This is a genomic window from Streptomyces sp. NPDC008137 (assembly GCF_042957035.1).
In the GTDB taxonomy this organism is placed as follows: domain Bacteria; phylum Actinomycetota; class Actinomycetes; order Streptomycetales; family Streptomycetaceae; genus Streptomyces.
Genome location: NZ_JBIBHN010000013.1, coordinates 58,159 through 81,898, shown reverse-complemented (window position 1 = coordinate 81,898; position 23,740 = coordinate 58,159). Strand labels below are relative to the sequence as shown.

Below are 23,740 nucleotides of genomic sequence, written 5' to 3'. Positions count from 1 at the left end.
GGCAGTCGCTCAACCCACCCCGCCGTCGAGCAGCCAGTGGTAGCGCAGCCGCAGCGCCCGTTCGGTGCTGGCCGCCACGGTGACAAGCCCGACCACCGCGTTGGCCCCTGCGGACAGATCGACCGGCGAGATGAAGGTCCCGACGTACTGGGCGAGGCCTTCCGGGTCCCGGGTGACCTGTTCGGCGAGCTGGAGGATCAGAAGAACCAGGCCGATGACGAGCACGATCGCCGAGAGGAAACCCATACCGCGGCTCAGCGCGGGGTGCGACCGGTCGAGGCGGGCGCGGCGCCCCTCGGCGGAGGCGGGGTCCGGGACGAGCGGGAACTCGTCTCCTTCGACCGTGACGTAGTGGCAGCGCTTGAGCCCGAAGTTGCTCGCCCTCACTTCGACGGTGCCGCCCCGGACGGGGAAGACGGCGGGGACTCTGGACTCGGCGTGATGTCTGCCGTCGAGGTACAGGTGGGCCTTGACGTAACCGTCCGGCTGACTCTGGTGCCTGACGTCGACGGCGTAGTCCGTCTGCCGGCCGTCGTCGTTCACCAGCCGAAGATGGAACAGTGCCCGGGTGAGCATCTGCCACCAGCGGAAACGCTTCAGCGGTCGCCCGTCCCCCGGCTTGACCCGCTGCACGGCCCGTCGATGCCGCCACTCCTTGAACATGCCCTTCGCTCCCGTTACTTGCTCACTTGGTCGGCTCCGCCGCGCAGGCGAAGTCCCGCGGCGGGCGCTGCCCGGTGGTCAGGAACGTCGTCACCGCGTCTTTCGCGCACGTGTTGCGACCGAACGGATAGACGCCGTGTCCGCCCTGGTCGGCCGTCACCATCGTGGCCCGCTTTCCGAACGCCCTCCGCAACTCCCGGGCGCCGGCCAGCGGTGTCCCCGGGTCGCGCTCGTTCTGCGCCATGAGCACGTTCGACGGACCCCGGTCACCGATCCGCACCGGCGGCTCGACCCGCTCGGCCGGCCAGAACGCGCACGGCCCGATGCCGGCCGTGGACGCGCCCAGCATCGGATATTTCTGCCGGTCGACCGCGACATTGCGCTGGTACTCCCGGACCGTCCCCGGCCAGCGCGTGTCACCGCATATCACGTAGAAACGCGCGGCCATGAGGTTCTCCATGTTCGGCAACGTCGGAACGGACGGCACCGGCCGGTCCGTGTCGACCGCCTGCCAGAACTGGGCCAGCTCGGGCATGAACCCGTCGGCGTAGAGACGTTCGAACGTGAACCCGCGGAACTCCATGCCGCCGATGCCCTGGACCGGCTTCTCCTCCAGCCGCTCGGCGAGTTCGAAGAACTTCGCGGTCACCTGCTCCGGTGTGGTGCCCAGGCCGTACTCGGGGCGCTCGGCCGCGAACTTCGCGAAGTCCGGGAAACGGTCCTCCAGTCCACGGGCGAACATCCGCATCGCTGTGTAGTCGTAACCGCCGGGACCCATGTTGCTGTCGAGCACGATCCGGTCGCTGCGCCCCGGGAACAGCGTCGTGTACACCGCACCGAGGGAGGTGCCGTAGGAGGCACCGAGGTACGAGAGCTTCGGCTCGCCCAGCGCGGCCCGGATCCGGTCCATGTCGCGCGCGGTGTTCGCGGTGGTGGTGTGCGGCAGCATCCACGCCGTCCGCGAGGTGGCGCACTGCTCGGCGACGGTCCGCGCGTTCGGCGCCTCCCGCGCGACGTCGGCCGCGGTGTGCGCGTACGGCGGGAAGTTGCCGCGGTACTGCTGCTCCTGCGTCAGATCGCAGGTCACCGGCGTGCTGCGGCCGACGCCACGCGGGTCGAAGCCGATCACGTCGTAGGAGTCCAACACCTTCCGCGGCAGTCCTGAACCGGCCAGGACGGCTGGGTAGTTGAGCCCCGTACCGCCTGGACCGCCCGGATTGGTCAGCAGCACGCCGCGGCGCTTGGAGGGTTCCCTGCTCGCCAGCCGGGAGATCGCGATCTCGATCTGGCGGCCGTCGGGTTCGCGGTAGTCCAGCGGGACTTCGAGTGTCGAGCACTCGAGACGGGGCGCGGCGACCTCCTCCGGGCAGGGGCCCCACCGCACGGTGTCCGGCGTCGCCGCCACCGACACCCCCGGCAAGGCGGTCACTGTCACCGCGGCGGCGGCGAGCGCGAGGGATAAGGCTCGGTGCATCTGATGTCCTTCTGCTGGGCGCATGGGGGCGCCGGAACCGGTGGGTACGCGACGCCCTCCGTTCCGGCGCCGGCCGTTCATGCGAAGTCCAGTGTTCTGCCGGCGCCGCCGCGTCGGCAGTGAGACCTGTCATCGCTGAACATGACAGACGTCATCACCGGAGCTCGCTCTTCTGTCGGCGACGGCCTCGCCGGCCACACCGCGCGCCCAGGACGTCGTCGCCAGGGCTTTCGGTCACGTGTCTACCCGCCGTCCCGCCGCAGACCTAGAGTAGGAAGCGCTTTCTGTCCGGTGGAGAGGTGGGTTCCCGATGGTCCGTACGGCGAGTGCGAGCGCGGCGGCAGGTCCGACGCTGGCGGTCGTGGCCCGCGAGGCGGGGGTGTCGGTGCCGACCGCGTCCAAGGTGGTCAACGGACGGGAGGACGTGGCGCCCGAGACCCGCCGCCGGGTCACCGAGGCGCTCGACCGGCTCGGCTATGTGCGCAGACCCCGGTTCGACGCGGCGAAGGCGCCCCGGCTCGTCGACCTGGTCGTGCACTCACTGGAGAGCTCCTGGTCGGGCGCGGTGCTGCACGGGGTGGAGGAGGCGGCGCACGACGCGGGCCTGGAGGTCGTGGTGTCGGCCGCGCTGACCCGCTCCCGGGTCGGCCGCCCGGAGCGCGGCTGGCTGGACAAGCTGGTCGCCCGGGGCTCCTCCGGGGTCCTGTTCAATCTGGCAGAGCTGAGCGACTCGCAGTACGCCTGGCTGGAGCAGCACCGCATCCCGTTCGTGATGATCGACCCGGTCCAGGAGCCGCCGGAGGGCGTGGTGTCGGTGGGGGCGGCGAACTGGCAGGGCGGTCTGACGGCGACCGGGCATCTGCTGTCCCTGGGGCATGAGCGCGTCGCCGTCATCGCCGGCGACCGGCGCACGATGTGCAGCAGCGCCCGGGTCGCCGGCTACCGCTCCGCGCTCGCGTCGGCCGGGATCCGGCACCGCGCCGAGTACGTACGGCACGCCGGCTTCGACGAGAGCCTGGCCCACCGCCGCACGCTGGAACTGCTCGACCTGCCCGAGCCGCCGACGGCCGTCTTCGTCTGCTCGGACCGGATGGCGCTGGGGGTCTACCAGGCCCTGGCCGAGAGGGGGTTGAAGGTCCCGCACGATGTCAGTGTGGTGGGCTTCGACGACCTGCCCGAGGCCCGCTGGGCCTCCCCGGCCCTGACGACGGTCCGCCAGCCGCTGTCGGAGATGGCCGCGACGGCCCTGCGCGCGCTGCTGCGCGTGATGGACGGGCACCGCCCGGAGAGCACGCGGACGGAGTTGTCGACACGGTTGGTGGAAAGGGCCAGTACGGCGGCCCCGCGGGCATAGGGCGTTCGTCACGCGCGTGCGCCGGCACCCGCTGACGGGTCGCTCGGCCGGTCGCTCGGCCGGTCGTCTCACACCCCTACGCGCGCCGCGCGCCCGTCGCCACGGGGAACTGGTCCGGACGGTCCGGCGTCGAACGATGCGGTGGGGAGGGGCCGTTGCCCGGGGGCGGGGCGGCGGCGGGCAGTGGGGGGACGACCATGACACGCTGGCAGCCGCTTCCGGACGTACTGCCGAGGGAGGCACGGCATCTGGTCGAGCAACTGCGGTCCCTGAAGGACCGCACGGGTCTGAGCCTGGCCGAGCTGGCGCGGCGGACGGCGTACAGCAAGTCGTCGTGGCAGCGGTATCTCAGCGGGGCCAAACAGCCGCCGAGGGGAGCGGTGCAGGCGCTGTGCCGGGTGGCCGGGGCGGATCAGGCGCGGCTGCTGGCGGTGTGGGAGCTGGCCGACCCGATGTGGCCGCGCGGTGCGACGGGGCCGGCCGGGCAGGCGGTGGACGTCGCGGCGCCGCCGCCCGGTGCCGAGTACCGGCGGTGGCGGGCGGCGGCGCTGGTCTCCTTCGCGGTCATCGTCGTGCTGGTGGCGGGGCTGCTGTGGGCGCTGCCGACTTGGAGCGGGTGACCCCGGGGTCACCCGCTCGTCGGGGCACTCAGCCGACCGTGCGGTAGTGCGCGTTCTTCCAGGGCCCGACGTTCTTGAGCTTCACCTGGTACTTGCCGCCCACGCGCTTGAAGTTGACGTTCCGCGCGTCGCCCTTGTACTGGACGATGTTGCCCGGCGGGCTCTGCAGCCGGGTCTGGGCGAAGTCCCAGCTCTCGCTGACGACGGTGCCGTCGGTCTCGGGGAGGTTGTGCCGGCTCTGCCACCACTGCGTGGCCGACTCGGTCTCCGGTCCGAACGAGCCGTCGATCTGGCTCTTCTTGAAGGGCCTCCACTCGCCCTCGTCGTCCTCCCACAGGGCACCGTCCGCCCACAGGACGGTCTCCCACAGGGCGATGGCGTTGCCCCTCGCGTAGGCCTCGACGCCGAGGTTCTCCTCGTCCTCCCAGTCGTTGGTGACGGCGCCGCCGCCGTCGATGCCGAAGTAGGGAGCGGCGTTCGCGGCCGGTGCCAGGGCGATCCCGGTGGCCCCGCCCCCCAGCAACACGGCCGTCACCATCGCCATGGCCCGATTGCGCATCCTCATACGGTGTTCCTTTCCGAACCGCCGTCCCCCGCGGGTCACCCCTGGGGCGGCTCGTCTCGTCTGGCACCGCACAGCCTCACGTCCGGCCCCCGGACAGGGCGAGCCTTCCCGGCGTTCACGGACCGCCCAGGGACGGCTCACGCGCCGGTCGGCGGCGTCCCGACGAGGCGTGGGACGCTCGGGACCTCGATGGGCCGGGCTGGGCCGGGCTGGGCTGGGCCGTAGGACGGCGCCGCGGCATCCGCGCCTGGTTCCGACAACCGGCTTTGTTGGATCGTCCGGCCTCCCGCGGCCCCTCCCGTCCAGGACAATGCGTGCATGAACGATGACTGGCAGCAACAGATCGACGCTCTCCAGGAGGAGTTGGTCCGCCGCGACGACCCCGCCGCCTGGGTGCGGGAGGCCGACGCGATGGACGCCTCGCGGCGCTATCCCGCTCTGACTCTGCGCGGGCCGGTCTTCGGGGTCGCCGCGCAGGATCCCGCCCTGGGGCCGCAGTGGCGGCTGCTGAAGCCGGTGACGGACGGCATGCCGCAGGTGGCCCGGGACGGGCTGCACTCGCACCTGTGGTTCATGGCCAAGGACGACACCGACGACCCGGCCGTCCGGCGCGAACTGCTGGCCGCCGTCGCGGTGATGGAGCGCGAACCGGTGAACGAGGTGGAGGCCTGCGGGGTGCGCTACCGGGTCGTACGCGGCGACGAGTTCGCGCGCTGCGGCGACGACGGTCTCGAGCCGCCGCGCCCCACCGACCTGGAACCGGTGCGACGCTCGTGGGACAAGCGGGCGAAGGACACCGCGTCCCCGGACATCGGCTTCGTCCTCGACCCCGCCCGCCCGGACGGCCTGGCGGCGGGCGCGCTGCGGCTGGGGCTGAGCGGCTTCGCGTACAAGGGAGCCCACTTTCCCTCCGACGTCCGCGAGGACTCCGAGCGCGCGGTAGCCACGCATCCGGACCCCGTGCTGCTGCCCACCGGATTCGGCGTGGTCGAGCGCGGCCGCCACGGCTGGCAGCCCCGCGGCACGCTCATGGCCACACCCCACGATGCCCGGCGCCTGCTCTACAACGGCATGTCCGAGATCTGGGCCCTGCTGTACCAGTACGACGAGGCCAAGAAGGCGAAGTACGCGCGCGCCGCCGAGGAGTACAGGGCGCTCGACCGCGCCGACGAGTTCCGCTTCGACGACCGTCACTTCCGGATCTGCCGCGTCGAACGCTTCCTGCGCATGGGCCCCGACGGGCCGGAAGTCCCGCGTCCGTCGGACATCGACGAGTACGGCCCGATGAAGATGCACCCGACGATGGACGAGGACGGCACCATCCACTACGAGTCGGAGACGGCGGACTAGGGAGGACCAGGAGGACTAGGACCGTTCCATCAGCCGCTTGAGGGCGGTGAGGTCGGCGGATACCGCCTCGCCGTCGCGGCGGAACTCCTCGTCGCTCATCCCGGGCCGCCGGCGCAGGGTGAACACCACCTCGCAGCCGTCGCCGTCGGCGATCACCCGCATCGGATTGTGCACGGTCCGCCCCGAGGGCAGGGTGACGTCGTGGTCGAGCACGCCGAACTCGTTCCTGGGCGTGAACACGACCACGATCCGCCCCATGGGCGACTCCCCCACCCACTGACCGTCCACCCGCTCGATGGAGCGGACCAGCCCGGGAGCCCAGCCGGGGACGTTGACCGGGTCGGAGACGTAGTCGTAGACCTCCTGGGCGGGGCGGTCGATCGGGATGCCGAGGTGCCGGGAACGCTGTGTCGTGGCCGTCATGGCGGCGACGTTACGGGGCCGGCCGGGAGATGGTCTTGAACGGATCGGACACACGGGTGCTGGTTCCGGGCCCGGTGTCCGTTTCCTTCAAGACCGGTCGTTCCGGGCCTGCCTACGGTGGCCTCATGACCGCACGATTCGATGCCATTGGCCTGGTCGTCTCCGACATGGCCGCGTCCGTCGCCCTTTACCGCCGGCTCGGGTTCGCCTTCCCGGAGGGCGCCGAGCACCAGCCGCACACCGAGGCCGCACTGCCCGGCGGGCTCCGGCTGATGTTCGACACCGAGGAGACGGTCCGCTCCTTCCTCCCCGCGTGGCAGCCGCCCGCCGGAGGGGGCCGGACCTCGCTGGCCCTGCGGTGCGACGGGCCGGCGGACGTGGACGCGTTGTACGAGGAGCTGGTGGGCTCCGGGTACCACGGCGAGCTCAAGCCCTGGGACGCCTTCTGGGGGCAGCGGTACGCCGTCGTGCTCGACCCGGACGGCAACGGGGTGGACCTGTTCGCCCCGCTAGCCCCGGCCGGCGAGTAGCTCGCCCAGCGGCAGCCCCGCCAACTCCCTGACGTCGCGGGCCAGATGGGCCTGGTCGGCGTATCCGGCCCGGGCGGCCGTGTCCGCGAAGGGCACCCCGCCCCGGGCCAGTGCGAGGGCGCGGCGCAGCCGCAGGATACGGGCCAGGGTCTTGGGGCCGTAGCCGAAGGCGGCCAGCGAGCGGCGGTGCAACTGGCGTGCTCCAAGGCCGAGTTCGTCGGCGGTGGCGGCGACCGGGCGGCCCGCGTCGAGGGCTGTGACGATCTGCTGGAGCAGTGGGTCAAAGGTATCGGCGGCGGCCGCACACGCCACGGCCACCTCCTCCAGCCCGCTCGCCGGGTCCGGAGCCCCGTTCACCCGGGCCGTGAGCCGCCGCACCTCAGAGGCCGGCCACAGGTCGGAGAGGGCGACCCGCCGGTCACGCAGCTCGTGCGCGGGCACCCCGAGGAGGGCGGGCGCGGTACCCGGGTAGAAGCGGACGCCGGCCCAGCTCCGTGGCTCACCTTCGGTGACGAATGCCCGCGTGTCCGGACCGGCGACCAGCAGCCGCCCGTCGTTCCAGAGCAGGTCCATACACCCGTCCGGCAGAACGCGCCCCTCATCGCCGCCGGAGGGGGTGTTCGTCCACACCACCGCACCGGCCAGCCGGGATGCCCGCTCCGTGTACACGTGATCGAGGCTACGCCGTAGCGGAACGGGACGAGGGCCCGGAGCGCGGGTCTCCGGGCCCTCGCCATGGTCATGCCTTGGAGACCTCTTCCACGAGGCTGCGCGCCAGGGAGTCGAAATGCTCCCTGAAGGAGCCCGTCTCCTGGTGGAACCGCTCTTCCGAGAACAGACGGTCGCTGCCGTCCAGGAACATCAGCGGCACGGCGGTCAGCGCACTGTGGAGAAGGTGCACCTCGGCTGCGGACAGCCGCAGGTCGAATGACCTCGGCTGGTCGCCGGCGAGACGTGCGGCGAGGGCGTCCACGGTTTCCGGACCGGCGCCGACCTGTACGGCCAGGTCCGTTTCCCCGTGTGCGCCGGCCCGCAGGCAGGTCAGTGCCCGGTGGAGGACATCGGCGTGGTACGGGCGGAGCCGGGCGATGAACTCCTCACCGTCACGGGTGAGGCGGATGCGCAGTCTCATCCGGTCACCTCGTCGGCCTGGGCCTCGTACGCCCGGTAGGCCGCGTTGACGATGGCCAGCGCCAACGCGTCGAAGTTCTCCCGGTAGAAACCCAGCCGTATGAGGAAGGGCTCCTGGGAGAACCGGCCCTCGGCCGAGACGAAGTGCGCCGCGGCGTTGGTCAGCGCGCTCAGCACCACATGGAGCTCCTCCGGCCGCAGCCGCACCTCGAACGGCTGGGAGTGGGGACCGCGCAAGCGTTGTACCAGGCCGTCGACCACCTCCCGGCCGGCGCCGAGCAGCACTCTCAGGTACGCGTCGGTGGCGTCCGCGCGGCGCGCGTAGCTCAGCGCCTCGTCCAGGGCTCTCGCCTGGGACGGGTCGAGCCGCGCGACGAAATCCTCCCCGTCGCGGGTCAGCTCGAACTCCGTTCGCATGAGTGTCCTCCTCCCGTTTCACTAGTTTTTCGGCACATATTTTCCCGCCTTCAGGAAGTCGGCCTCGGACATCTTGTATCCGTGGATGAACCGGGCCGTGATGATGACGACCACGCCCTTGTCCTTGTCGTAGGCGACGCCGTTGCCCGTGTCCGGGTCCTTGTGGGTGGCCTTTCCGCGCCACTTCTTGAAGTACTCGGCCATGGCCGTCAGGTCACGGCCGACACCCGGGATGTTGTGGTCGCCCGCTTCCTTGCTGCTTCCCATCATCCGCTTCCACTGGTACTCGACGCCGTCCGCCACGTCGGGCCCGTACTTCTCGTCGATCTTGTCCAGGATTTCGTAGGACAGGGCCTTCTGCGGGTCGAGGGCGCACACGTCCGGCTCGTCGTCGCCCGAGGCCGCAGCCGCGGAGGCCGTGGCGAAGGACGCCGGACTCGAGAACGCCGCCGCCTTCACGGACTTCTTCTTCGCGCAGGGCGGCAGGTCCGGTTCCTTCTTCGCCTTCTCGGCGAGCTTCCGGAGCTTGTCGAGGGTCCGCTTCGCCTGCGCCGACTTCTCGAAGAAGCCGACCACGCCCGTGGCGAGCTTGAGGATCGCCTTGCCCAGCGCCGGGATCTTGGTGACCGGGATGGCCACGCCGACCGCGGTGACCAGGGTCCACAGGCAGCTCTCGACGTCGCCCTTGGTCAGGCAGTTCTTGACGTCGGTCCAGCCGATGTGGTCGAGCAGGATCTGGCCGCCGTTGGCCTTCACCCAGTCCAGCAGGCTCTGGCCCGCGAGGGCGCGCGCGGCCCTGTACTGGTCCACGCACTCCTGGCCGCACATGCGCAGGAGTGCGGCTTCCTCGTCACTGGAGAGGTCGGGGCCAGGATCGGGAGCTTTCTCCGCACGTTGCTTGCGGAGTTCCTCGAGTTCCTTGCGCTGAGCCTCCTCGGCGCGCGTTGCGGCCGCGTCGGCGTCCTTCGCCGCGCCGTCCGCGTTGGCCGCGGCCTTCTCGGCTCTGGTCGCGTCCGACTCCGCGTGGGTGGCGATCAGGTCCGCTGCGGCAGCGTCGGTCTCGGCGGAGGATGCCGCGGAGCGGGCGCTCGCCGCGTCGCGCTCGGCGTCGGTGGCGTCGCGGTCGGCCTGGGCGGCCGCCGACTCGGCGTCGTTCGCGGCGAAACCGGCGTGGACCGCGTCCACACCCGCCTGCTCGTCGTACTTCTGGGCGTTGACGTCGGCCTTCTTCGCCGCCTTCGCGTCGATGGCCGCCGCAGCGGCCGAGGCACGAGCCGCTTCCGCGGAGGCCAGTGCCTTCTCCGCGTACATCGCGGCGTCGGCCGCCGCCTGGAGGGCGATCTTGGCGTCACCGGCCGCCTTGTCGGCCAGTGCCTTGGCCTGGGCCGCCGCCTTCTTCGCCTCGTCCGACTTGGCCTTGGCCGCGGCGGCCTGCTGCTCGGCGAGGGTCTTGGAGGTCTGGCCGACCAGTACCGCGAAAGCTGCCGCGGAGTCGGTCTCGCGGTAGGGGGAGCCGAGGCTGATCGCCTTGTCGGCCGCCTTCGTGGTGGCGGTGGCCGCGTCCCGTGCGGCCTGTGCGTACTGGGCCGTGGCAGCGGCGAACCCGGCGGTCTTCGCCGCCCATGCCGCCGTCTTGGCCGCCTCCGCCACCGCGGCGGTGGCCTCCTTGCGCGCGTTGATCGCGGCGGTCTGGGCCTTCTTCGCGTCGGCATCGGCCTTCTTGGCGTTCGCCTTCGCGGCATCGGCCGCGTCGATCGCCTCGGCGGCTGCCGCATGGGCGGTCGCCGCCGCCGCGCTGGTCTTCTGGTACGCCGACCAGGCCGCGTCGGCCGCGGAGCGGGAGCGACTGGCCGCACCCTGCGCCCGCGTCGCGGCAGCACGTGCGTTCACCGCGGCCGTCGACGCCTCGTTCGCCGCCGACCTGGCTCGCGTCGCGGCGCCCGCCGCGGCGTCGGCGGCGCTCCGCGCCTCCGTGGCCGCCGCCCGGGTCTCGCCGGCCGCCTCCGTGCCCTCGGCCGCCACGGCAGCCGCTTCCAGGGCCGCGGCCCGCGACCTGGTGGCGTCCCTTTCGCGTTCGGCCCTGACCGCGTCGTCACGCAGCTCGTAGGCGCGACGCTCGGCCTCCTCGGCCACGGCCGCCTTCTCGGACGCCGTCGCCCCCGCCGTACTGGCGGCCGAGCGGGCCTGCGCTGCCTTGTCCTGCTCGCCGCGCGCCCGCTCCTCCGCGTCCTGGGCCTTCTTCCGTTCACGGGCCGCGGTGTCGCGCTCCCGCTCGGCGTTGGCCTTCTCGGCCTCCGCGATGCCTCGCTGCCGCTTGGCTTCGGCCGCGCCCGCCTTGGCGTCCTGCTCGGCCTTCTCCGCGGTGGCGCGGGCCTGCTTGGCGGTGGCCGCGTTGGCGGCGGCCTCCTCGGCCTGCTTGGCGGCGGATTCGGCGGCCGCCTTCGCCTGTGCCTTGGCCTCCAGCGCGGCGGCCTTGCGGAACTCGGTGTTCAGCGCGTGCGTCTGCGTCTTGGCCAGCGCCAGCAGCGTCTTGGAGTCGGCCACGGTGGCCTTCGCCGCGTTCGACGCCGTCAGCGTGGCCTTCGCCGCCGCCTGCGCGGCCGCGGCGGAAGCCTTGGCGACCTGCACGGACTGCTGTGCGTAGAGCAGACCCCGGCCGCGCGGCTGCTTCGCGGCGTCGGCGATCTCCCAGGCCTTCTGCTGTGCCGCGGTCGCGCTGCCGGCGGCGGTCTTGGCCCGCGTCGCGGCGGCGTCCGCCAGGGCGACCTGCTTCGCAGCCGCCGTCTTCGCCGCGTTCAGGTCGGCCGTCGCCTTGGTGAAGGTGGCTTTGCTGGGGTAATTGAGGGCGTCCTTGTTGGCTGCCCAGTACTTCTGCCAGTACAGGATCTGGTCCGCGAGCCACGCCTGCCGAACCGCCTCGATCATCGCCTCGGTGGCGACCCGCGTCTCCTTGGACGCGCCGGCCTCGGCGGCGAGGATGAGCTTGCGCTGTTCGGCCTGGCCGGTGTACTCGGTCTCCCACTCCGAGTACGCCTGCAGGACGGGGCCCGTCAGCACCCGGTAGTGGTCGATGGGGTTGCCGCTGTCACAGGCCGCCCAGGCCTGCTTCAGGGCCTCGACCTCGGTACGGAACTCCAGCGAGTCCGGCTCGGGAGCCTTGGTGGCGAAGCCGCCGAAGCGCAGGAAGGTCGCGATGTCGTTGGCCGAGGCCCGCTCCCGGGAGTCCGTGCCGAACAACGCGCGCCCCGCGACGTCCTTGTACGCGGTCGCCCATGCGTCGTCGCCGGTGCCGAACGCGTCGAAGACCTGCCGTGCCTTGTCCAGGGCCTCCTTTCCGGGACGCGGCGTCGGATCCGAGTGCTTGTCGTACAGCTTCTCCTGATCGCGGAGGGTGAAAGTGACGATGTCCTCGCCGAACTCGGGAGCCCAGAAGTCGCGGCCGCCGGAAGAATTCACCGAGCGGTACGGCTGGTTGCTTTCGTCCAGCTTCGTCTGCCGGGCCTCGAAGGCGCGCAGGGCGGCGATCCCCGCGTCCCGGTCGCGGACGGCGGCCTGGTCCCACTCGCCGCCGAGGGCGTCCGCCCGCACGAACTCGCGCAGCCCGGCGTCCGTACCGGCGAGCCTCGCCGCCGTGACCGACTTCAGCTCGGGGCCGCCGTAGTGCACGGCCTGCCCCGCCTGGCAGCGGTCCTCGCGCGCCTGGGTGCCCAGACTGATGCGCAGGGTGCGTTCATAGGGGTTGGCGGGGTTGTCTCCCGGCTCGTCCGCGAAGGCGGGGGCCGCGGTGACGAGCCCGCCGAGCACGGCCGCCGCGGTGACGAGCGCGGTGGCGGCCAGGCCACCGCCGAGGGGACCTCTTCGGGGGTGTCTTCGGGTTTCTCTTCGTGCTGAGCGCACGCCGATGCCTCTCTGTGGATGGTCAGTCCGTCCACGGGGGAAAGGCACGATCACGTCAAGGCATGGCACAGAAAGAGCCAGAGATGTACGGCAGGAAAGAAGCCCCCGTACGGATGTCCCCGTTCTCGCGTGTGGTCAGCACGCGCCCCCATGCCCCCCTCCCCTCGGGGACGCGCCCATCATGGCAACCGAATGATCCTCACGGAACTCGTGATTCGGTCTGGGGTTCGATTACTTTCGGCCATGCCCGCCGCTCCCGGGCAGACGAGCGCGGCCCGCGCGAGCGATGCCGGACCCGGTGGTGTCACTTCTCGTCGGGGGGCGGCGCCTCCCCGTTGGCCTCGCTGTTCTTCGCGTGCGCGCTCTTCACATGCGTGCGCAGGCGGGCCGTGACGTCCTCCGGGGGCAGGAAGCGGGACCAGCGTTCCGGGAACTCGGAGGGCATGTCGGGGTCGGCCTCCCCGCGGGCGGCGGCGCGGGCCACGTACTCGGCGACCTGCGCCTGCCGCAGCCGCTCGTTGGCCTCGCGGGCCGCGGCCGTCGCGGCGGCCGGCCAGACCCGGTCGATGGCGGCGTTGACCGCGGCCCCGACCAGCACGGCGAACGCGGACACACCGATCCACAACAGCACGGCGACGGGCGCGGCCAGGGAGCCGTAGATCGTGGGGCCCTCGACCGTGCTGGTCAGGTAGATCCGCAGCAGGAAGCTGCCGAGCACCCACATGCCGAGGGCGAAGAGCGCGCCGGGCACGTCCTCGATCCACGGGGAGCGGACGGGGACGGACACGTGGTACAGGGTCGTGAGGAAGGCGATCGACAGCAGGATCACCACGGGCCAGTACAGGACCTGCACGACCGTCGTGGACCACGGCACGATCCGCACCACCGCGTCCGGCCCCGCCACCATCAGCGGCAGCGCGACGGAGCCGACCAGCAGGGCCACGATGAACAGCGCGAAGGCCAGCAGGCGGGTCGGGACGATGCCGCGGACGCCGTCGAGGCCGTACATGACGGTGATGGTGTCGATGAAGACGTTCACGGCGCGGGAGCCGGACCACAGGGCGAACAGGAAGCCGATGGAGATGACGTCGGGCCGGCCGCCCTTCATCACGTCGTGCAGGATCGGCTCGGCGATCTCCCTGACGCCCTGGTCGGACAGCACCGTGCGGGAGGCCTCCAGGATGTTGGCCTGGAGGCTCTCGATGGTGCCGGCGCCGGTCCAGGCGTCGACGTAGCCGAGCAGTCCGATCATGCTCAGCAGCAGCGGCGGCACCGACAGCAGCGTGAAGAACGCGGCCTCGGCGGCCAGGCCCAGGATGCGGTACTCGATGCAGGAGTTGACGGTGTCCTTGAGCAGCAGCCAGGCGGTCCTGCGCTTGGATACGTTCCGGTAGAGGGCCCGCGCCCGGTGGAGGCGTCCGGAGGGCGTGTCGGGGGTTTCACTTCCTGGCTGCACCCCCTAACGGTATCCGTCGCGCCCTGGCTCACTCACCCGGTAGGTTCGCACCATGGCTGGCAGCACGCACTCCGTGAGCAACCAGGTCCCGCCGCTGGTCGGGTACGACGTCTTCACGGCCGACCGGGCCCTCACGGCGGCGGTCGAACGGCATTTGGATCCGGATCTGCTCGACGAGGTGCTCGGCGAGCTGTCGGCGCTCGGGCGGGCCTCCGGCGCGGCCCAGGTGCAGGAGTGGGGGGTACGCGCCAACGAGAATCCGCCGCGGCTGCGCACGCACGACCGGTACGGCGAGCGGATCGACGAGGTCGACTTCCATCCGTCCTGGCACCGGCTGCTCGGCAAGGGCGTCTCGGCCGGTCTGACGGCGGCCTGGGCGCGGCCCGGCGGGCACGTCCGGCGGGCCGCCGCGTTCCTCGTGTGGACGCAGGTCGAGGCCGGCAACGGCTGCCCGCTGTCGATGACGCACGCGGCCGTGCCCGCCCTGCGCACGGACCCGGAGCTGGCCGCCGAATGGGAGCCGCGGCTGACGTCCATGGTCTACGACCGTGAGCTGCGGCCCGCCCGTCTGAAGGCGGGCGCGCTGTTCGGGATGGCCATGACGGAGAAGCAGGGCGGCAGCGACGTCCGGGCGAACACGACGTCAGCGCGGCCGCTGGCCGAGGACGGGACGTACGAACTGACCGGGCACAAGTGGTTCTGCTCGGCGCCGATGTCCGACGGCTTCCTGGTGCTGGCGCAGGCTCCGGGCGGGCTGACCTGCTTCCTGGTGCCGCGGGTGCTGGCGGACGGGACGCGCAACGTGTTCCTGCTCCAGCGGCTCAAGGACAAGCTCGGCAACCGGTCGAACGCCTCGGCGGAGGTCGAGTTCGACGGGACCTGGGCGCGCCGGGTCGGCGAGGAGGGGCGCGGGGTGCGCACCATCATCGAGATGGTCGCGGCGACCCGGCTCGACTGCGTACTCGGCTCGGCGGGGCTGATGCGGCAGGCCGTGGCGCAGGCCGTGCACCACTGCACCCACCGCGAGGCGTTCGGCGGGAAGCTCGTCGACAAGCCGCTGATGCGCAACGTCCTCGCCGATCTCGCCCTGGAGTCGGAGGCGGCGACGACCCTCGCGCTGCGGCTCGCGGCCGCCTACGACGACGGCGGCGAGCAGGAGCGGGCGCTGCTTCGGATCGCGGTGCCGGCCGCCAAGTACTGGGTGACCAAGCGCTGCCCGCCGGTGGCGGTGGAGGCGGCGGAGTGCCTGGGCGGCAACGGGTACGTCGAGGAGTCCGGAATGCCGAGGCTGGTGCGGGAGTCGCCGCTCAACTCGGTCTGGGAGGGCGCGGGCAATGTCCAGGCCCTCGATGTGCTGCGGGCGTTGCAGCGGGAGCCGGGCGCGATGGACGCGTATCTGCGGGAGGTCGGCATGGCGCGCGGCGCCGATCACCGTCTCGACGGGGCCATCAAGAACCTGCTGACCGAACTGGCCGATTTGGAGGGCGTGGAGGGGCGGGCGCGACGGCTGGCGGAGCGGCTCGCGCTGGTGCTCCAGGGGTCGCTGCTCGTCCGGTTCGCGCCGCCGCAGGTGGCCGACGCGTTCTGCGCCGCCAGGCTGGGCGGGGACGGGGGCGCTGCCTTCGGGACGCTGCCGCACACGCTGGATCTGGCGGCGGTGGTGGAGCGGGCGCGTCCGGTGTCCTGACCTGGTGTTCTGAGCCGCTCGCGCGGGAGCGGGGGTGGTGCTGCGCCGACACGGCACCACCCCCGCCGCACTGGCCCGTTCGAGCCATCGAACGCCGCTCGGGACGGCGCTGCTCAATTTTCAGCCACGGCCGGGCCGTCCACCAGGGTTGCAAGGGGTTGCAACTTGATGCCGACTGTGTGCGGAGTGTGCGCGTCCGTCAGGGGCAGACGGCACTATGAGACGGACAGTCAGAAACGGCTCCGGGGGGACACGCCGATGGACGTCACGCAGCTCGCCGCCGTGCACGCCACGCGGGCGGCCCGGGTCCTCGACGAGGTCCGTTCCGCCCGGCTCGCCGGGCAGCCCGCCCCCGTGGCGCCGCGGCCGGTGATCGAGCAGTCCTGGGAGCGGATGCTGCGCGGCGGTGTCGACCCGGACCACGACGTCCGGGCGGGACTGCTGTCCCCCGAGGAGGTGCGGCGGCGGCGCGAGACCTCGGCGCTGCGCCATGTGCTGCCGGTGCTGCGGGAGGGGCTGCTGGCGGTCGCCGACATCGCCCACCACATCATGGTGGTCGCCGACGAGGAGGGCCGGGTGCTGTGGCGCGAGGGCAGCGCGCCGGTGCTGCGCAAGGCCGACGGGCTCGGGTTCGAACTCGGCGCGGACTGGCGCGAGGACGTCGTCGGCACGAACGGTCTGGGCACTCCGGCGGTGGTGCGCCGTCCCGTGCAGGTCTTCGCCTCCGAGCACTTCGTGCGCTCCCAGGCCGGCTGGACCTGTGCCGGGGCTCCGCTGACGGATCCGCGGGACGGCCGGCTGCTGGGCGTGGTGGACGTGAGCGGGCCGCTGGAGACGATGCATCCGGCCACGCTCGCCTGGGTCGACTCGGTGGCCAAGCTCGCCGAGGCCCGGCTGCGGGAGATGCACGCGGAGTCGCTGGAGCGGCTGCGCGCGGTGGCGGCGCCGGTGCTGGCCCGGCTCGGCGGGCGTGCCCTGGTGGTCGACCCGGACGGCTGGACCGCGGCGGTGAGCGGGATGCCGTACACACGGCGGGTCGCCCTGCCGAAGTCGCTGTCGGCGGGCCCGCGGTGGCTGCCGGCGCTCGGGCCGTGCTCGGTGGAGCCGCTGGCCGGGGGCTGGCTGGTGCGGACAACCGCCGACGAACCGGTGCCGGGCGGGGCGACCAGGATCGTGCTGGACCTCAGACGGGCGAGCAGCTGGTCGGTGGAGGTGTCCGGGGGTGCCGGGTCCTGGGCCCGCGAACTGAGTCCCCGGCACGCCGAGTTGCTGTACCTGCTCGCCGCCCACCGCACCGGCCGCAGCGCCTCGGACCTGGCCGGGGACCTTTTCGGCGACCCGGCCCGCACGGTGACGGTGCGCGCCGAGATGTCGCGGGTACGGCGGTATCTCGGGGCGTTGCTGGAGCACCGGCCGTACCGGTTCGCCGAGGACGCCGAAGTCGAGCTGCTGCTCCCGGACGACCCGCGCGATCTGCTGCCGTACGCGACGGCACCGGCGGTGCGCGGGCTCCGTACGTCCGCACCGGCCACCTGAGGTTCACCGGACGTGCCGACCGGGGCACCCGGCCCTCCCCCAGAGGTACATCTTTCGCATATTTGCGGGGTCTTCGTCCGCCACCCCGCTCACCTGCCGTAGCATCCCTCTACGGGCCACCCCACCTGCTCCTCCGTCAACGTACGGATCACCAGGCGCAGTTGGTCCGCCCTCGGGAGGACGTTATGAAGCAGCGCGGCAGACACCGGCGGCGCAGGCGGGGCAGGGCGGTACGGGCGACGCTGGCCGGGACGGCTCTCGCGCTCACCGCCGCCGCCACCCTGATCAGCGCGTCGCAGGCCGGGGTCACGGACACTCCGGGGACCCTGAAGGCGATCAGCGCGTCCACGGAGGCCGGGCGGCTGCCGCTGGCCGAGCACCGGGTGCCGGAGCGATGGCTCGACCGGCTCTCCTCGGAGATGGGCCGCCCCGTCGGCGTCGGCGCGGTACTGGAGAGCGCCGACCGGCCGCTGCGGGACGCGGTCGGCTGCTCGACCGCCGAGAAGCACGCCCTCCCCATAGAACCGGCGGCCACCCGCGCGTACTGCTTCGGCGACGCCGACACCCGGGGCTGGCGGCCGGGCGCGGTCACCACCTCGGGAGACGCGGACGACGACGGCCGCTGGGGCGCGAACCGGGTGATCCTGTCCGGCTGGACCAACGGCGCCGAGGGCGGCTCCCTGGACGGCCCGGCGCCCGAGCGGGGCCTGGCCAAGGTCGCCTTCGTCGACGCGAACGACCCGGACCGGCTCCGCTACACCTGGGCCCTGCTGACCGTCCCGGTGGACGGCGGGCACGACTACCGGGGACTGGTCTCGCCGCTGTCCGGCATGGTCTGGTACCAGGACAAGCTGCTGGTGACGACCCGCGAGGGCGACCGGGACGCGCTGTACGTGTACGACATGAACCGCATCCAGCGCGCCACCGTCGACTCCGAGGCGGTCGGCCGGGTGCGCGGCGGCTGGGCGGCGCACGGCTACCGCTACGTGCTGCCCGCCGTGGGTTCGTACACCCTGTCCCGCGGCGACGGCGACACCCGCCCGGCCACCGTCTCCCTGGACCGCAGCACCTCCCCCGACAGTCTGGTCGCGAGCGAGTGGGTCCCCGCGGACGGCGACCGGCGCACCCGGCTGTGGCGCTACGCGCTGAGCCGGGACCCGGCCCGGCCGGGTCTGCTCAGCACCGACTCCTCCGGGCACGCGGACCCGGTCGAGGCGTACGAGACGAAGACGACCGATGTGCGGGGCGTACTGGCGTACCGCTCGGGCTGGTACCTCGACCGCGCGGCGGGCTCACCGGGCGGGCACGGGACGCTGTGGCGCCAGGACACGGACCGCGCCCGGGCGACGGAGTGCGGGACGGACGAGACCCGCCACTGCTGGAGCGGCCGCTCGGGCTCCCTGTCCTACTGGGAGGAGACCGGTGAGGTCTGGTCCCAGTCCGGCCGCATGCTGTTCGCGCTGCCCCTGGCCTCGGTCGACCGGGCGCTCGACTAGGTGTATTGCCCTGAGAGGTTGGGGACGCGGCTGGCGGGGTGTCGCCATGGCCGGGCCCGGGGGGTTCGACAGGTCGTGACACCTGATGATTTCCTGACCCTCATGCCGACCATCGCCGTGACCACCTGGTCCCTGGAGCAGACCGCCCCGACCGACCTGCTGCCGGCCGTCGCGCCGGAGGGGGACGTCCGGGTCGTGCGCTCCGAGGTGCCCTCGCCCGAGTTCAGCCGGTTCCTGTACGCGTCGGTGGGCGGCGACATCCGCTGGACCGACCGGCTGAGCTGGTCGTACGCCCGCTGGCAGGAGCACCTGGAACGGCCCGGCGTGGAGACGTGGGTGGCCTACGACAGGGGCACGCCCGCCGGGTACGTGGAGCTGGAGGCGCAGGACGACGCGGTCGTGGAGATCGTGTACTTCGGGCTGCTGCCCGGCTTCCGGGGCCGGCGCGTCGGCGGGCACCTGCTGTCGTACGGCACGGCCCGGGCCTGGGACCTCGCGGACCGCTGGGCCGGACTGACGCCGACGAAGCGGGTCTGGCTGCACACGTGCAGCAAGGACGGCGAGCACGCGATGGACAACTACCTGCGCCGGGGGTTCCAGCTGTTCGACACCAAGGTCGAGGAGGAGGCGGACGTCGCCGCTCCGGGACCGTGGCCTGGGGCGTTCCCTGTCTGACCTGGTCGGACACCCCGGGGTGACCCGATGTGACCAAGGACACTCATGTCTTGGTTTTCGAGACACGAGTGTCCGCATCATGGACGAAGCTGGACTGTGTCCAGATCGCCGTGACACGCTTCCGTCATGTCTGGAACTGGAATTGCCTTGGTGAGTCGGCGGCACGTCGACCTCGGCCGCATGTCCAGCGCCATCTGTCCGGCGCGCTGAGAGCACTCACGCAGCCCGGCATCCCCCTTTTTCTTCTCTCCTTTCCCGCGCAATGACGCGCCCGTACCACCGTGCGCCCGTGCGCAGGTCAGAGCCTCCCTCCCGCCGCCCGACCACCGCCCCTCAACGACGGCGCCACGCGCCGACCCCTGCCCATCGCTGTCCCGAAGGACGTATCAACCATGGCCGCCACCCCGCAGAAGCCTGCCGCCGCGACTCCCCGCCGCAAGGTGAGCCGTCACCGCGGTGAGGGTCAGTGGGCCGTGGGACACCACACCCCGCTCAACGGCAACGAGCAGTTCAAGAAGGACGACGACGGTCTCAATGTGCGGACACGCATTGAGACGATCTACTCCAAGCGGGGCTTCGACTCGATCGACCCGAACGACCTGCGGGGCCGGATGCGCTGGTGGGGCCTGTACACCCAGCGCCGCCCCGGGATCGACGGCGGCAAGACCGCGATCCTGGAGCCGGAGGAGCTGGACGACGAGTACTTCATGCTGCGCGTCCGTATCGACGGCGGCCGGCTCACCACCCGCCAGCTGCGGGTGATCGGCGAGATCTCGCAGGAGTTCGCGCGCGGGACCGCCGACATCACGGACCGGCAGAACGTGCAGTACCACTGGATCCGGATCGAGGACGTGCCCGAGATCTGGGACCGGCTGGAGGCGGTCGGCCTGTCCACGACCGAGGCCTGCGGTGACACTCCGCGTGTGGTCATCGGCTCGCCGGTCGCCGGTATCGCGCAGGACGAGATCATCGACGGCAGCTCCGCCATCGACGAGATCCACCGCCGGTTCATCGGCAGCAAGGAATTCTCCAACCTGCCCCGCAAGTTCAAGACGGCGATCTCCGGCTCGCCGCTGCTCGACGTGGCCCACGAGATCAACGACGTCGCGTTCGTCGGCGTCGACCACCCCGAGCACGGCCCCGGCTTCGACCTGTGGGTCGGCGGCGGCCTGTCCACCAACCCGAAGATCGGTGTCCGGCTCGGCGCCTGGGTGCCGCTGGACGAGGTCCCGGACGTGTGGGCGGGCGTCATCGGCATCTTCCGCGACTACGGCTACCGGCGCCTGCGCACCCGCGCCCGGCTGAAGTTCCTGGTCGCCGACTGGGGCCCGGAGAAGTTCCGCCAGGTGCTGCAGGACGAGTACCTCAAGCGCGAACTCGTCGACGGGCCCGCGCCCGCCGAGCCCGTGGAGCGCTGGCGCGACCACATCGGCGTACACCGGCAGCAGGACGGCCGCTTCTACGTCGGCTTCGCCCCGCGTGTGGGACGCGTCGACGGCGCGACCCTCACGAAGATCGCCGACCTCGCCGAGGCCCACGGCTCGGGCCGGGTGCGTACCACCGTCGAGCAGAAGATGATCGTCCTCGACGTCGCGGAGGACCAGGTCGAGTCGCTGGTCGAGGGCCTGGAGGCGCTCGACCTGACCGCCCGGCCGTCCTCGTTCCGGCGCGGCACCATGGCCTGCACCGGCATCGAGTTCTGCAAGCTCGCCATCGTCGAGACCAAGCAGCGGGGCTCGCAGCTGATCGACGAGCTGGAGCGCCGCCTGCCGGACTTCGACGAGCCGCTCACCATCAACCTCAACGGCTGCCCGAACGCCTGCGCCCGTATCCAGGTCGCGGACATCGGTCTCAAGGGCCAGCTGGTCGTCAACAGCCAGGGCGAGCAGGTCGAGGGCTACCAGGTCCACCTCGGCGGCGCGCTGGGCCTCCAGGCGGGCTTCGGCCGCAAGGTGCGCGGTCTGAAGGTCACCTCCGAGGAGCTGCCCGACTACATCGAGCGCGTCCTCAAGCGGTTCGAGGCGGAGCGCGAGGACGGCGAGCGGTTCGCCGCATGGGCGGCCCGGGCCGGCGAGGAGTCCCTGACATGAGCGAGCGCGCCGCCCCGTTCTACTGCCCCTACTGCGGTGACGAGGACCTGCGTCCCAGCGAAGAGGGGCACGGGGCGTGGGAATGCGCGGCGTGCAGCCGGGCCTTTCAGCTGAAGTTCCTCGGACTGCTGTCCCGGGGACTCAAGCGATCCGACTCCGGAGGGGCAGAGATATGACGACCACTCAGGAAGAGCGCACCACCGAAGAGCTGAAGGCGCTCGCCGAGCAGGCGGGCCGCGACCTGGAGGACGCCTCCGCACTGGAGATCCTCCAGTGGGCGGCCGAGACGTTCGGCAAGCGCTTCTGCGTGACCTCCTCGATGGAGGACGCGGTGGTCGCCCACCTCGCCTCCCGTGCGATGCCCGGCGTGGACGTCGTCTTCCTCGACACCGGCTACCACTTCGAGGAGACCATCGGCACCCGGGACGCGGTCGACGCCGTGATGGACGTCAACGTCATCACGCTCACACCGCGTCTGACGGTCGCCGAGCAGGACGCCGAGTACGGCCCGAAGCTGCACGACCGCGACCCCGACCTGTGCTGCGCGATGCGCAAGGTGCAGCCGCTGGAAGAGGGCCTGAAGGACTACCGGGCCTGGGCGACCGGTCTGCGCCGCGACGAGTCCCCGACCCGGGCGAACACCCCGGTGGTCGGCTGGGACGAGAAGCGGCAGAAGGTGAAGATCTCCCCGATCGCCCGCTGGACCCAGGACGACGTGGACGCCTACGTCACCGAACACGGCGTCCTGACGAACCCGCTGCTGATGGACGGCTACCCCTCCGTCGGCTGCGCCCCATGCACCCGCCGGGTGCTGGAGGGCGAGGACGCCCGTGCCGGCCGCTGGGCGGGACGCAGCAAGACCGAGTGCGGGCTGCACGGATGACGACGACGATTCAGGAGACCGACGTGACGACCGGAGCCACCGTCTGGCTCACGGGTCTGCCGAGTGCCGGCAAGACCACCATCGCCCACGAGCTGGCCGGCCGGCTGCGCGCCGAGGGCCGGCGCGCCGAGGTGCTCGACGGCGACGAGATCCGCGAGTTCCTCTCGGCGGGCCTCGGCTTCAGCCGTGAGGACCGGCACACCAACGTGCAGCGGATCGGCTTCGTCGCCGAACTGCTCGCCCGCAACGGCGTGCTCGCCCTCGTCCCGGTCATCGCGCCCTACCAGGACAGCCGCGAGGCGGTCCGCAAGCGGCACCAGGCGAACGGCACGGCGTACGCGGAGATCCACGTGGCGACGCCGGTCGAGGTGTGCAGCGAGCGCGATGTGAAGGGCCTGTACGCCAAGCAGGCGGCGGGCGAGCTCACGGGCCTCACCGGGGTCGACGACCCGTACGAGGCGCCCGAGTCGCCCGATCTGCGCATCGAGTCGCAGAACCAGACCGTGCAGGAGTCCGCGGCGTCGGTGTACGCCCTGCTCAGCGAAAGGGGACTGGCATGACGACCGTCGCCTCTGTTTCCGAGGAGACCGACAGCCCCTACGCGCTGTCCCACCTCGACGCCCTCGAGTCCGAGGCGGTGCACATCTTCCGCGAGGTGGCGGGCGAGTTCGAGCGGCCGGTGATCCTCTTCTCCGGCGGCAAGGACTCCATCGTCATGCTGCACCTGGCGCTGAAGGCCTTCCGGCCGGCGTCGGTGCCCTTCTCGCTGCTGCACGTCGACACCGGGCACAACTTCCCCGAGGTCCTCGACTACCGGGACCGTACGGTCGAGAAGCACGGGCTGCGGCTGCACGTCGCCTCCGTGCAGGACTACATCGACCGCGGGGTGCTCAAGGAGCGCCCGGACGGCACCCGCAACCCGCTGCAGACGCTGCCGCTGACCGAGAAGATCCAGCAGGAGCGCTTCGACGCGGTCTTCGGCGGCGGACGCCGCGACGAGGAGAAGGCCCGGGCCAAGGAGCGGGTGTTCTCCCTGCGGGACGAGTTCTCCCAGTGGGACCCGCGCCGGCAGCGCCCGGAGCTGTGGAACCTGTACAACGGCCGGCACGCCCCCGGTGAGCACGTGCGCGTGTTCCCGCTGTCCAACTGGACCGAGCTGGACGTGTGGCAGTACATCGCCCGCGAGGGCATCGAGCTTCCGCAGATCTACTACGCCCACGAGCGCGAGGTGTTCGCCCGCAGCGGCATGTGGCTGACCGCCGGCGAATGGGGCGGCCCCAAGGACGGCGAGACGGTCGAGAAGCGGCTGGTGCGCTACCGGACCGTGGGTGACATGTCCTGCACCGGCGCCGTCGACTCCGAGGCCGACACCATCGAGAAGGTGATCGTCGAGATCGCCGCCTCCCGGCTCACCGAGCGGGGTGCGACCCGCGCCGACGACAAGATGTCGGAAGCCGCGATGGAAGACCGCAAGCGCGAGGGGTACTTCTAAA

General features: G+C 71.9%; 23 protein-coding genes. 14 read left to right on the top strand and 9 right to left on the bottom strand.

Annotation, left to right across the window (positions count from 1 at the left end; translation table 11 throughout):
- Positions 1 to 9: 9 nt before the first annotated feature.
- Both ACFZBT_RS21715 and ACFZBT_RS21710 read right to left on the bottom strand, forming a co-directional pair.
- Positions 10 to 663 (bottom strand): hypothetical protein, encoded by a 654-nt coding sequence (locus tag ACFZBT_RS21715; RefSeq protein WP_391105823.1) that lies wholly within the window; start codon positions 661 to 663, stop codon positions 10 to 12.
- Between the two features lie 22 nt (positions 664 to 685).
- Entirely contained in the window at positions 686 to 2,137 is a 1,452-nt protein-coding gene (locus ACFZBT_RS21710) for an alpha/beta fold hydrolase (protein ID WP_391105821.1), read from the bottom strand.
- A 310-nt stretch (positions 2,138 to 2,447) separates the two neighbouring features.
- Between ACFZBT_RS21710 and ACFZBT_RS21705 the strand changes: the two genes are divergently transcribed.
- Positions 2,448 to 3,491 carry a substrate-binding domain-containing protein gene (locus ACFZBT_RS21705; RefSeq protein ID WP_391105819.1) on the top strand — a complete coding sequence of 348 codons (1,044 nt, stop codon included), beginning with the start codon at positions 2,448 to 2,450 and terminating at the stop codon, positions 3,489 to 3,491.
- Positions 3,492 to 3,688: 197 nt separating this feature from the next.
- Positions 3,689 to 4,111, top strand: a complete 423-nt coding sequence (locus ACFZBT_RS21700; protein WP_391105817.1) for a helix-turn-helix domain-containing protein — start codon at positions 3,689 to 3,691, stop codon at positions 4,109 to 4,111.
- Positions 4,112 to 4,139: 28 nt separating this feature from the next.
- Here ACFZBT_RS21700 and ACFZBT_RS21695 read toward each other — a convergent pair whose 3' ends face one another.
- Positions 4,140 to 4,676 (bottom strand): peptidoglycan-binding protein, encoded by a 537-nt coding sequence (locus ACFZBT_RS21695; protein ID WP_391105815.1) that lies wholly within the window; start codon positions 4,674 to 4,676, stop codon positions 4,140 to 4,142.
- Positions 4,677 to 4,994: 318 nt separating this feature from the next.
- Between ACFZBT_RS21695 and ACFZBT_RS21690 the strand changes: the two genes are divergently transcribed.
- On the top strand, positions 4,995 to 6,026 hold the full coding sequence (locus ACFZBT_RS21690) for a DUF5954 family protein (protein WP_391105813.1): 1,032 nt from the start codon (positions 4,995 to 4,997) through the stop codon (positions 6,024 to 6,026).
- Between the two features lie 15 nt (positions 6,027 to 6,041).
- Here ACFZBT_RS21690 and ACFZBT_RS21685 read toward each other — a convergent pair whose 3' ends face one another.
- Entirely contained in the window at positions 6,042 to 6,449 is a 408-nt protein-coding gene (locus ACFZBT_RS21685; protein ID WP_391105811.1) for an SRPBCC family protein, read from the bottom strand.
- Positions 6,450 to 6,574: 125 nt separating this feature from the next.
- On the opposite strand from ACFZBT_RS21685, the gene ACFZBT_RS21680 reads away from it, so the two are divergent.
- Positions 6,575 to 6,979 (top strand): VOC family protein, encoded by a 405-nt coding sequence (locus tag ACFZBT_RS21680; protein ID WP_391105809.1) that lies wholly within the window; start codon positions 6,575 to 6,577, stop codon positions 6,977 to 6,979.
- On the opposite strand, the gene ACFZBT_RS21675 is transcribed toward ACFZBT_RS21680, so the two are convergent.
- The 5 genes from ACFZBT_RS21675 to ACFZBT_RS21655 form a co-directional block, all read right to left on the bottom strand.
- Complete coding sequence (locus tag ACFZBT_RS21675; protein ID WP_391105807.1) at positions 6,959 to 7,648, bottom strand: DUF6597 domain-containing transcriptional factor; 690 nt, start codon at positions 7,646 to 7,648, stop codon at positions 6,959 to 6,961. The genes ACFZBT_RS21680 and ACFZBT_RS21675 overlap by 21 nt on opposite strands.
- Before the next feature lie 70 nt (positions 7,649 to 7,718).
- The gene (locus tag ACFZBT_RS21670; protein ID WP_391105805.1) at positions 7,719 to 8,111 is read right to left on the bottom strand and encodes a hypothetical protein; all 393 of its coding nucleotides are present in this window, start codon (positions 8,109 to 8,111) and stop codon (positions 7,719 to 7,721) included.
- A complete protein-coding gene (locus tag ACFZBT_RS21665; protein WP_391105803.1) occupies positions 8,108 to 8,527 on the bottom strand; it encodes a hypothetical protein in 420 nt (139 codons plus the stop codon). Before ACFZBT_RS21665 ends, ACFZBT_RS21670 begins: the two co-directional genes overlap by 4 nt.
- Positions 8,528 to 8,548: 21 nt before the next feature.
- Positions 8,549 to 12,424 (bottom strand): hypothetical protein, encoded by a 3,876-nt coding sequence (locus ACFZBT_RS21660; RefSeq protein ID WP_391105801.1) that lies wholly within the window; start codon positions 12,422 to 12,424, stop codon positions 8,549 to 8,551.
- Between the two features lie 304 nt (positions 12,425 to 12,728).
- Entirely contained in the window at positions 12,729 to 13,880 is a 1,152-nt protein-coding gene (locus ACFZBT_RS21655; protein ID WP_391105799.1) for a YhjD/YihY/BrkB family envelope integrity protein, read from the bottom strand.
- A 52-nt stretch (positions 13,881 to 13,932) separates the two neighbouring features.
- Between ACFZBT_RS21655 and ACFZBT_RS21650 the strand changes: the two genes are divergently transcribed.
- From ACFZBT_RS21650 to cysD, 10 genes are all read left to right on the top strand, one after another.
- Positions 13,933 to 15,567 (top strand): acyl-CoA dehydrogenase family protein, encoded by a 1,635-nt coding sequence (locus tag ACFZBT_RS21650; RefSeq protein WP_391105797.1) that lies wholly within the window; start codon positions 13,933 to 13,935, stop codon positions 15,565 to 15,567.
- Positions 15,568 to 15,825: 258 nt separating this feature from the next.
- Complete coding sequence (locus ACFZBT_RS21645; RefSeq protein ID WP_391105795.1) at positions 15,826 to 17,103, top strand: GAF domain-containing protein; 1,278 nt, start codon at positions 15,826 to 15,828, stop codon at positions 17,101 to 17,103.
- A 185-nt stretch (positions 17,104 to 17,288) separates the two neighbouring features.
- Positions 17,289 to 18,599: a hypothetical protein gene (locus tag ACFZBT_RS21640; protein WP_391105793.1), complete on the top strand. Its 1,311-nt coding sequence runs from the start codon at positions 17,289 to 17,291 to the stop codon at positions 18,597 to 18,599.
- Positions 18,600 to 18,701: 102 nt separating this feature from the next.
- The gene (locus ACFZBT_RS21635) at positions 18,702 to 19,274 is read left to right on the top strand and encodes a GNAT family N-acetyltransferase (RefSeq protein WP_391105791.1); all 573 of its coding nucleotides are present in this window, start codon (positions 18,702 to 18,704) and stop codon (positions 19,272 to 19,274) included.
- Positions 19,275 to 19,400: 126 nt separating this feature from the next.
- A complete protein-coding gene (locus tag ACFZBT_RS21630) occupies positions 19,401 to 19,484 on the top strand; it encodes a putative leader peptide (protein ID WP_310591794.1) in 84 nt (27 codons plus the stop codon).
- Between the two features lie 182 nt (positions 19,485 to 19,666).
- Complete coding sequence (locus ACFZBT_RS21625; RefSeq protein WP_391105789.1) at positions 19,667 to 21,364, top strand: nitrite/sulfite reductase; 1,698 nt, start codon at positions 19,667 to 19,669, stop codon at positions 21,362 to 21,364.
- On the top strand, positions 21,361 to 21,540 hold the full coding sequence (locus tag ACFZBT_RS21620; RefSeq protein WP_391105787.1) for a hypothetical protein: 180 nt from the start codon (positions 21,361 to 21,363) through the stop codon (positions 21,538 to 21,540). The genes ACFZBT_RS21625 and ACFZBT_RS21620 overlap by 4 nt, the downstream gene beginning before the upstream one ends.
- Positions 21,537 to 22,247, top strand: coding sequence for a phosphoadenylyl-sulfate reductase (locus ACFZBT_RS21615; RefSeq protein ID WP_391105785.1), 711 nt, complete (start codon positions 21,537 to 21,539; stop codon positions 22,245 to 22,247). Before ACFZBT_RS21620 ends, ACFZBT_RS21615 begins: the two co-directional genes overlap by 4 nt.
- Before the next feature lie 23 nt (positions 22,248 to 22,270).
- On the top strand, positions 22,271 to 22,807 hold the full coding sequence (gene cysC, locus ACFZBT_RS21610) for an adenylyl-sulfate kinase (protein ID WP_391105996.1): 537 nt from the start codon (positions 22,271 to 22,273) through the stop codon (positions 22,805 to 22,807).
- Complete coding sequence (gene cysD / locus ACFZBT_RS21605; RefSeq protein ID WP_391105783.1) at positions 22,804 to 23,739, top strand: sulfate adenylyltransferase subunit CysD; 936 nt, start codon at positions 22,804 to 22,806, stop codon at positions 23,737 to 23,739. Before cysC ends, cysD begins: the two co-directional genes overlap by 4 nt.
- Position 23,740: the final 1 nt, after the last annotated feature.

What these genes read in the sequence shown, in the direction of transcription:
- ACFZBT_RS21695 (WP_391105815.1), bottom strand. Translation starts at nt 4,676, where the DNA reads ATGAGGATGCGCAATCGGGCCATGGCGATGGTGACGGCCGTGTTGCTG.
- ACFZBT_RS21665 (WP_391105803.1), bottom strand. Translation starts at nt 8,527, where the DNA reads ATGCGAACGGAGTTCGAGCTGACCCGCGACGGGGAGGATTTCGTCGCG.
- ACFZBT_RS21615 (WP_391105785.1), top strand. Translation starts at nt 21,537, where the DNA reads ATGACGACCACTCAGGAAGAGCGCACCACCGAAGAGCTGAAGGCGCTC.
- ACFZBT_RS21625 (WP_391105789.1), top strand. Translation starts at nt 19,667, where the DNA reads ATGGCCGCCACCCCGCAGAAGCCTGCCGCCGCGACTCCCCGCCGCAAG.
- cysD (WP_391105783.1), top strand. Translation starts at nt 22,804, where the DNA reads ATGACGACCGTCGCCTCTGTTTCCGAGGAGACCGACAGCCCCTACGCG.
- ACFZBT_RS21700 (WP_391105817.1), top strand. Translation starts at nt 3,689, where the DNA reads ATGACACGCTGGCAGCCGCTTCCGGACGTACTGCCGAGGGAGGCACGG.
- ACFZBT_RS21635 (WP_391105791.1), top strand. Translation starts at nt 18,702, where the DNA reads ATGCCGACCATCGCCGTGACCACCTGGTCCCTGGAGCAGACCGCCCCG.
- ACFZBT_RS21630 (WP_310591794.1), top strand. Translation starts at nt 19,401, where the DNA reads ATGTCTGGAACTGGAATTGCCTTGGTGAGTCGGCGGCACGTCGACCTC.
- ACFZBT_RS21620 (WP_391105787.1), top strand. Translation starts at nt 21,361, where the DNA reads ATGAGCGAGCGCGCCGCCCCGTTCTACTGCCCCTACTGCGGTGACGAG.
- ACFZBT_RS21680 (WP_391105809.1), top strand. Translation starts at nt 6,575, where the DNA reads ATGACCGCACGATTCGATGCCATTGGCCTGGTCGTCTCCGACATGGCC.
- ACFZBT_RS21650 (WP_391105797.1), top strand. Translation starts at nt 13,933, where the DNA reads ATGGCTGGCAGCACGCACTCCGTGAGCAACCAGGTCCCGCCGCTGGTC.
- ACFZBT_RS21705 (WP_391105819.1), top strand. Translation starts at nt 2,448, where the DNA reads ATGGTCCGTACGGCGAGTGCGAGCGCGGCGGCAGGTCCGACGCTGGCG.
- ACFZBT_RS21685 (WP_391105811.1), bottom strand. Translation starts at nt 6,449, where the DNA reads ATGACGGCCACGACACAGCGTTCCCGGCACCTCGGCATCCCGATCGAC.
- ACFZBT_RS21670 (WP_391105805.1), bottom strand. Translation starts at nt 8,111, where the DNA reads ATGAGACTGCGCATCCGCCTCACCCGTGACGGTGAGGAGTTCATCGCC.
- ACFZBT_RS21645 (WP_391105795.1), top strand. Translation starts at nt 15,826, where the DNA reads ATGGACGTCACGCAGCTCGCCGCCGTGCACGCCACGCGGGCGGCCCGG.
- ACFZBT_RS21640 (WP_391105793.1), top strand. Translation starts at nt 17,289, where the DNA reads ATGAAGCAGCGCGGCAGACACCGGCGGCGCAGGCGGGGCAGGGCGGTA.
- ACFZBT_RS21715 (WP_391105823.1), bottom strand. Translation starts at nt 663, where the DNA reads ATGTTCAAGGAGTGGCGGCATCGACGGGCCGTGCAGCGGGTCAAGCCG.
- ACFZBT_RS21710 (WP_391105821.1), bottom strand. Translation starts at nt 2,137, where the DNA reads ATGCACCGAGCCTTATCCCTCGCGCTCGCCGCCGCCGCGGTGACAGTG.
- ACFZBT_RS21690 (WP_391105813.1), top strand. Translation starts at nt 4,995, where the DNA reads ATGAACGATGACTGGCAGCAACAGATCGACGCTCTCCAGGAGGAGTTG.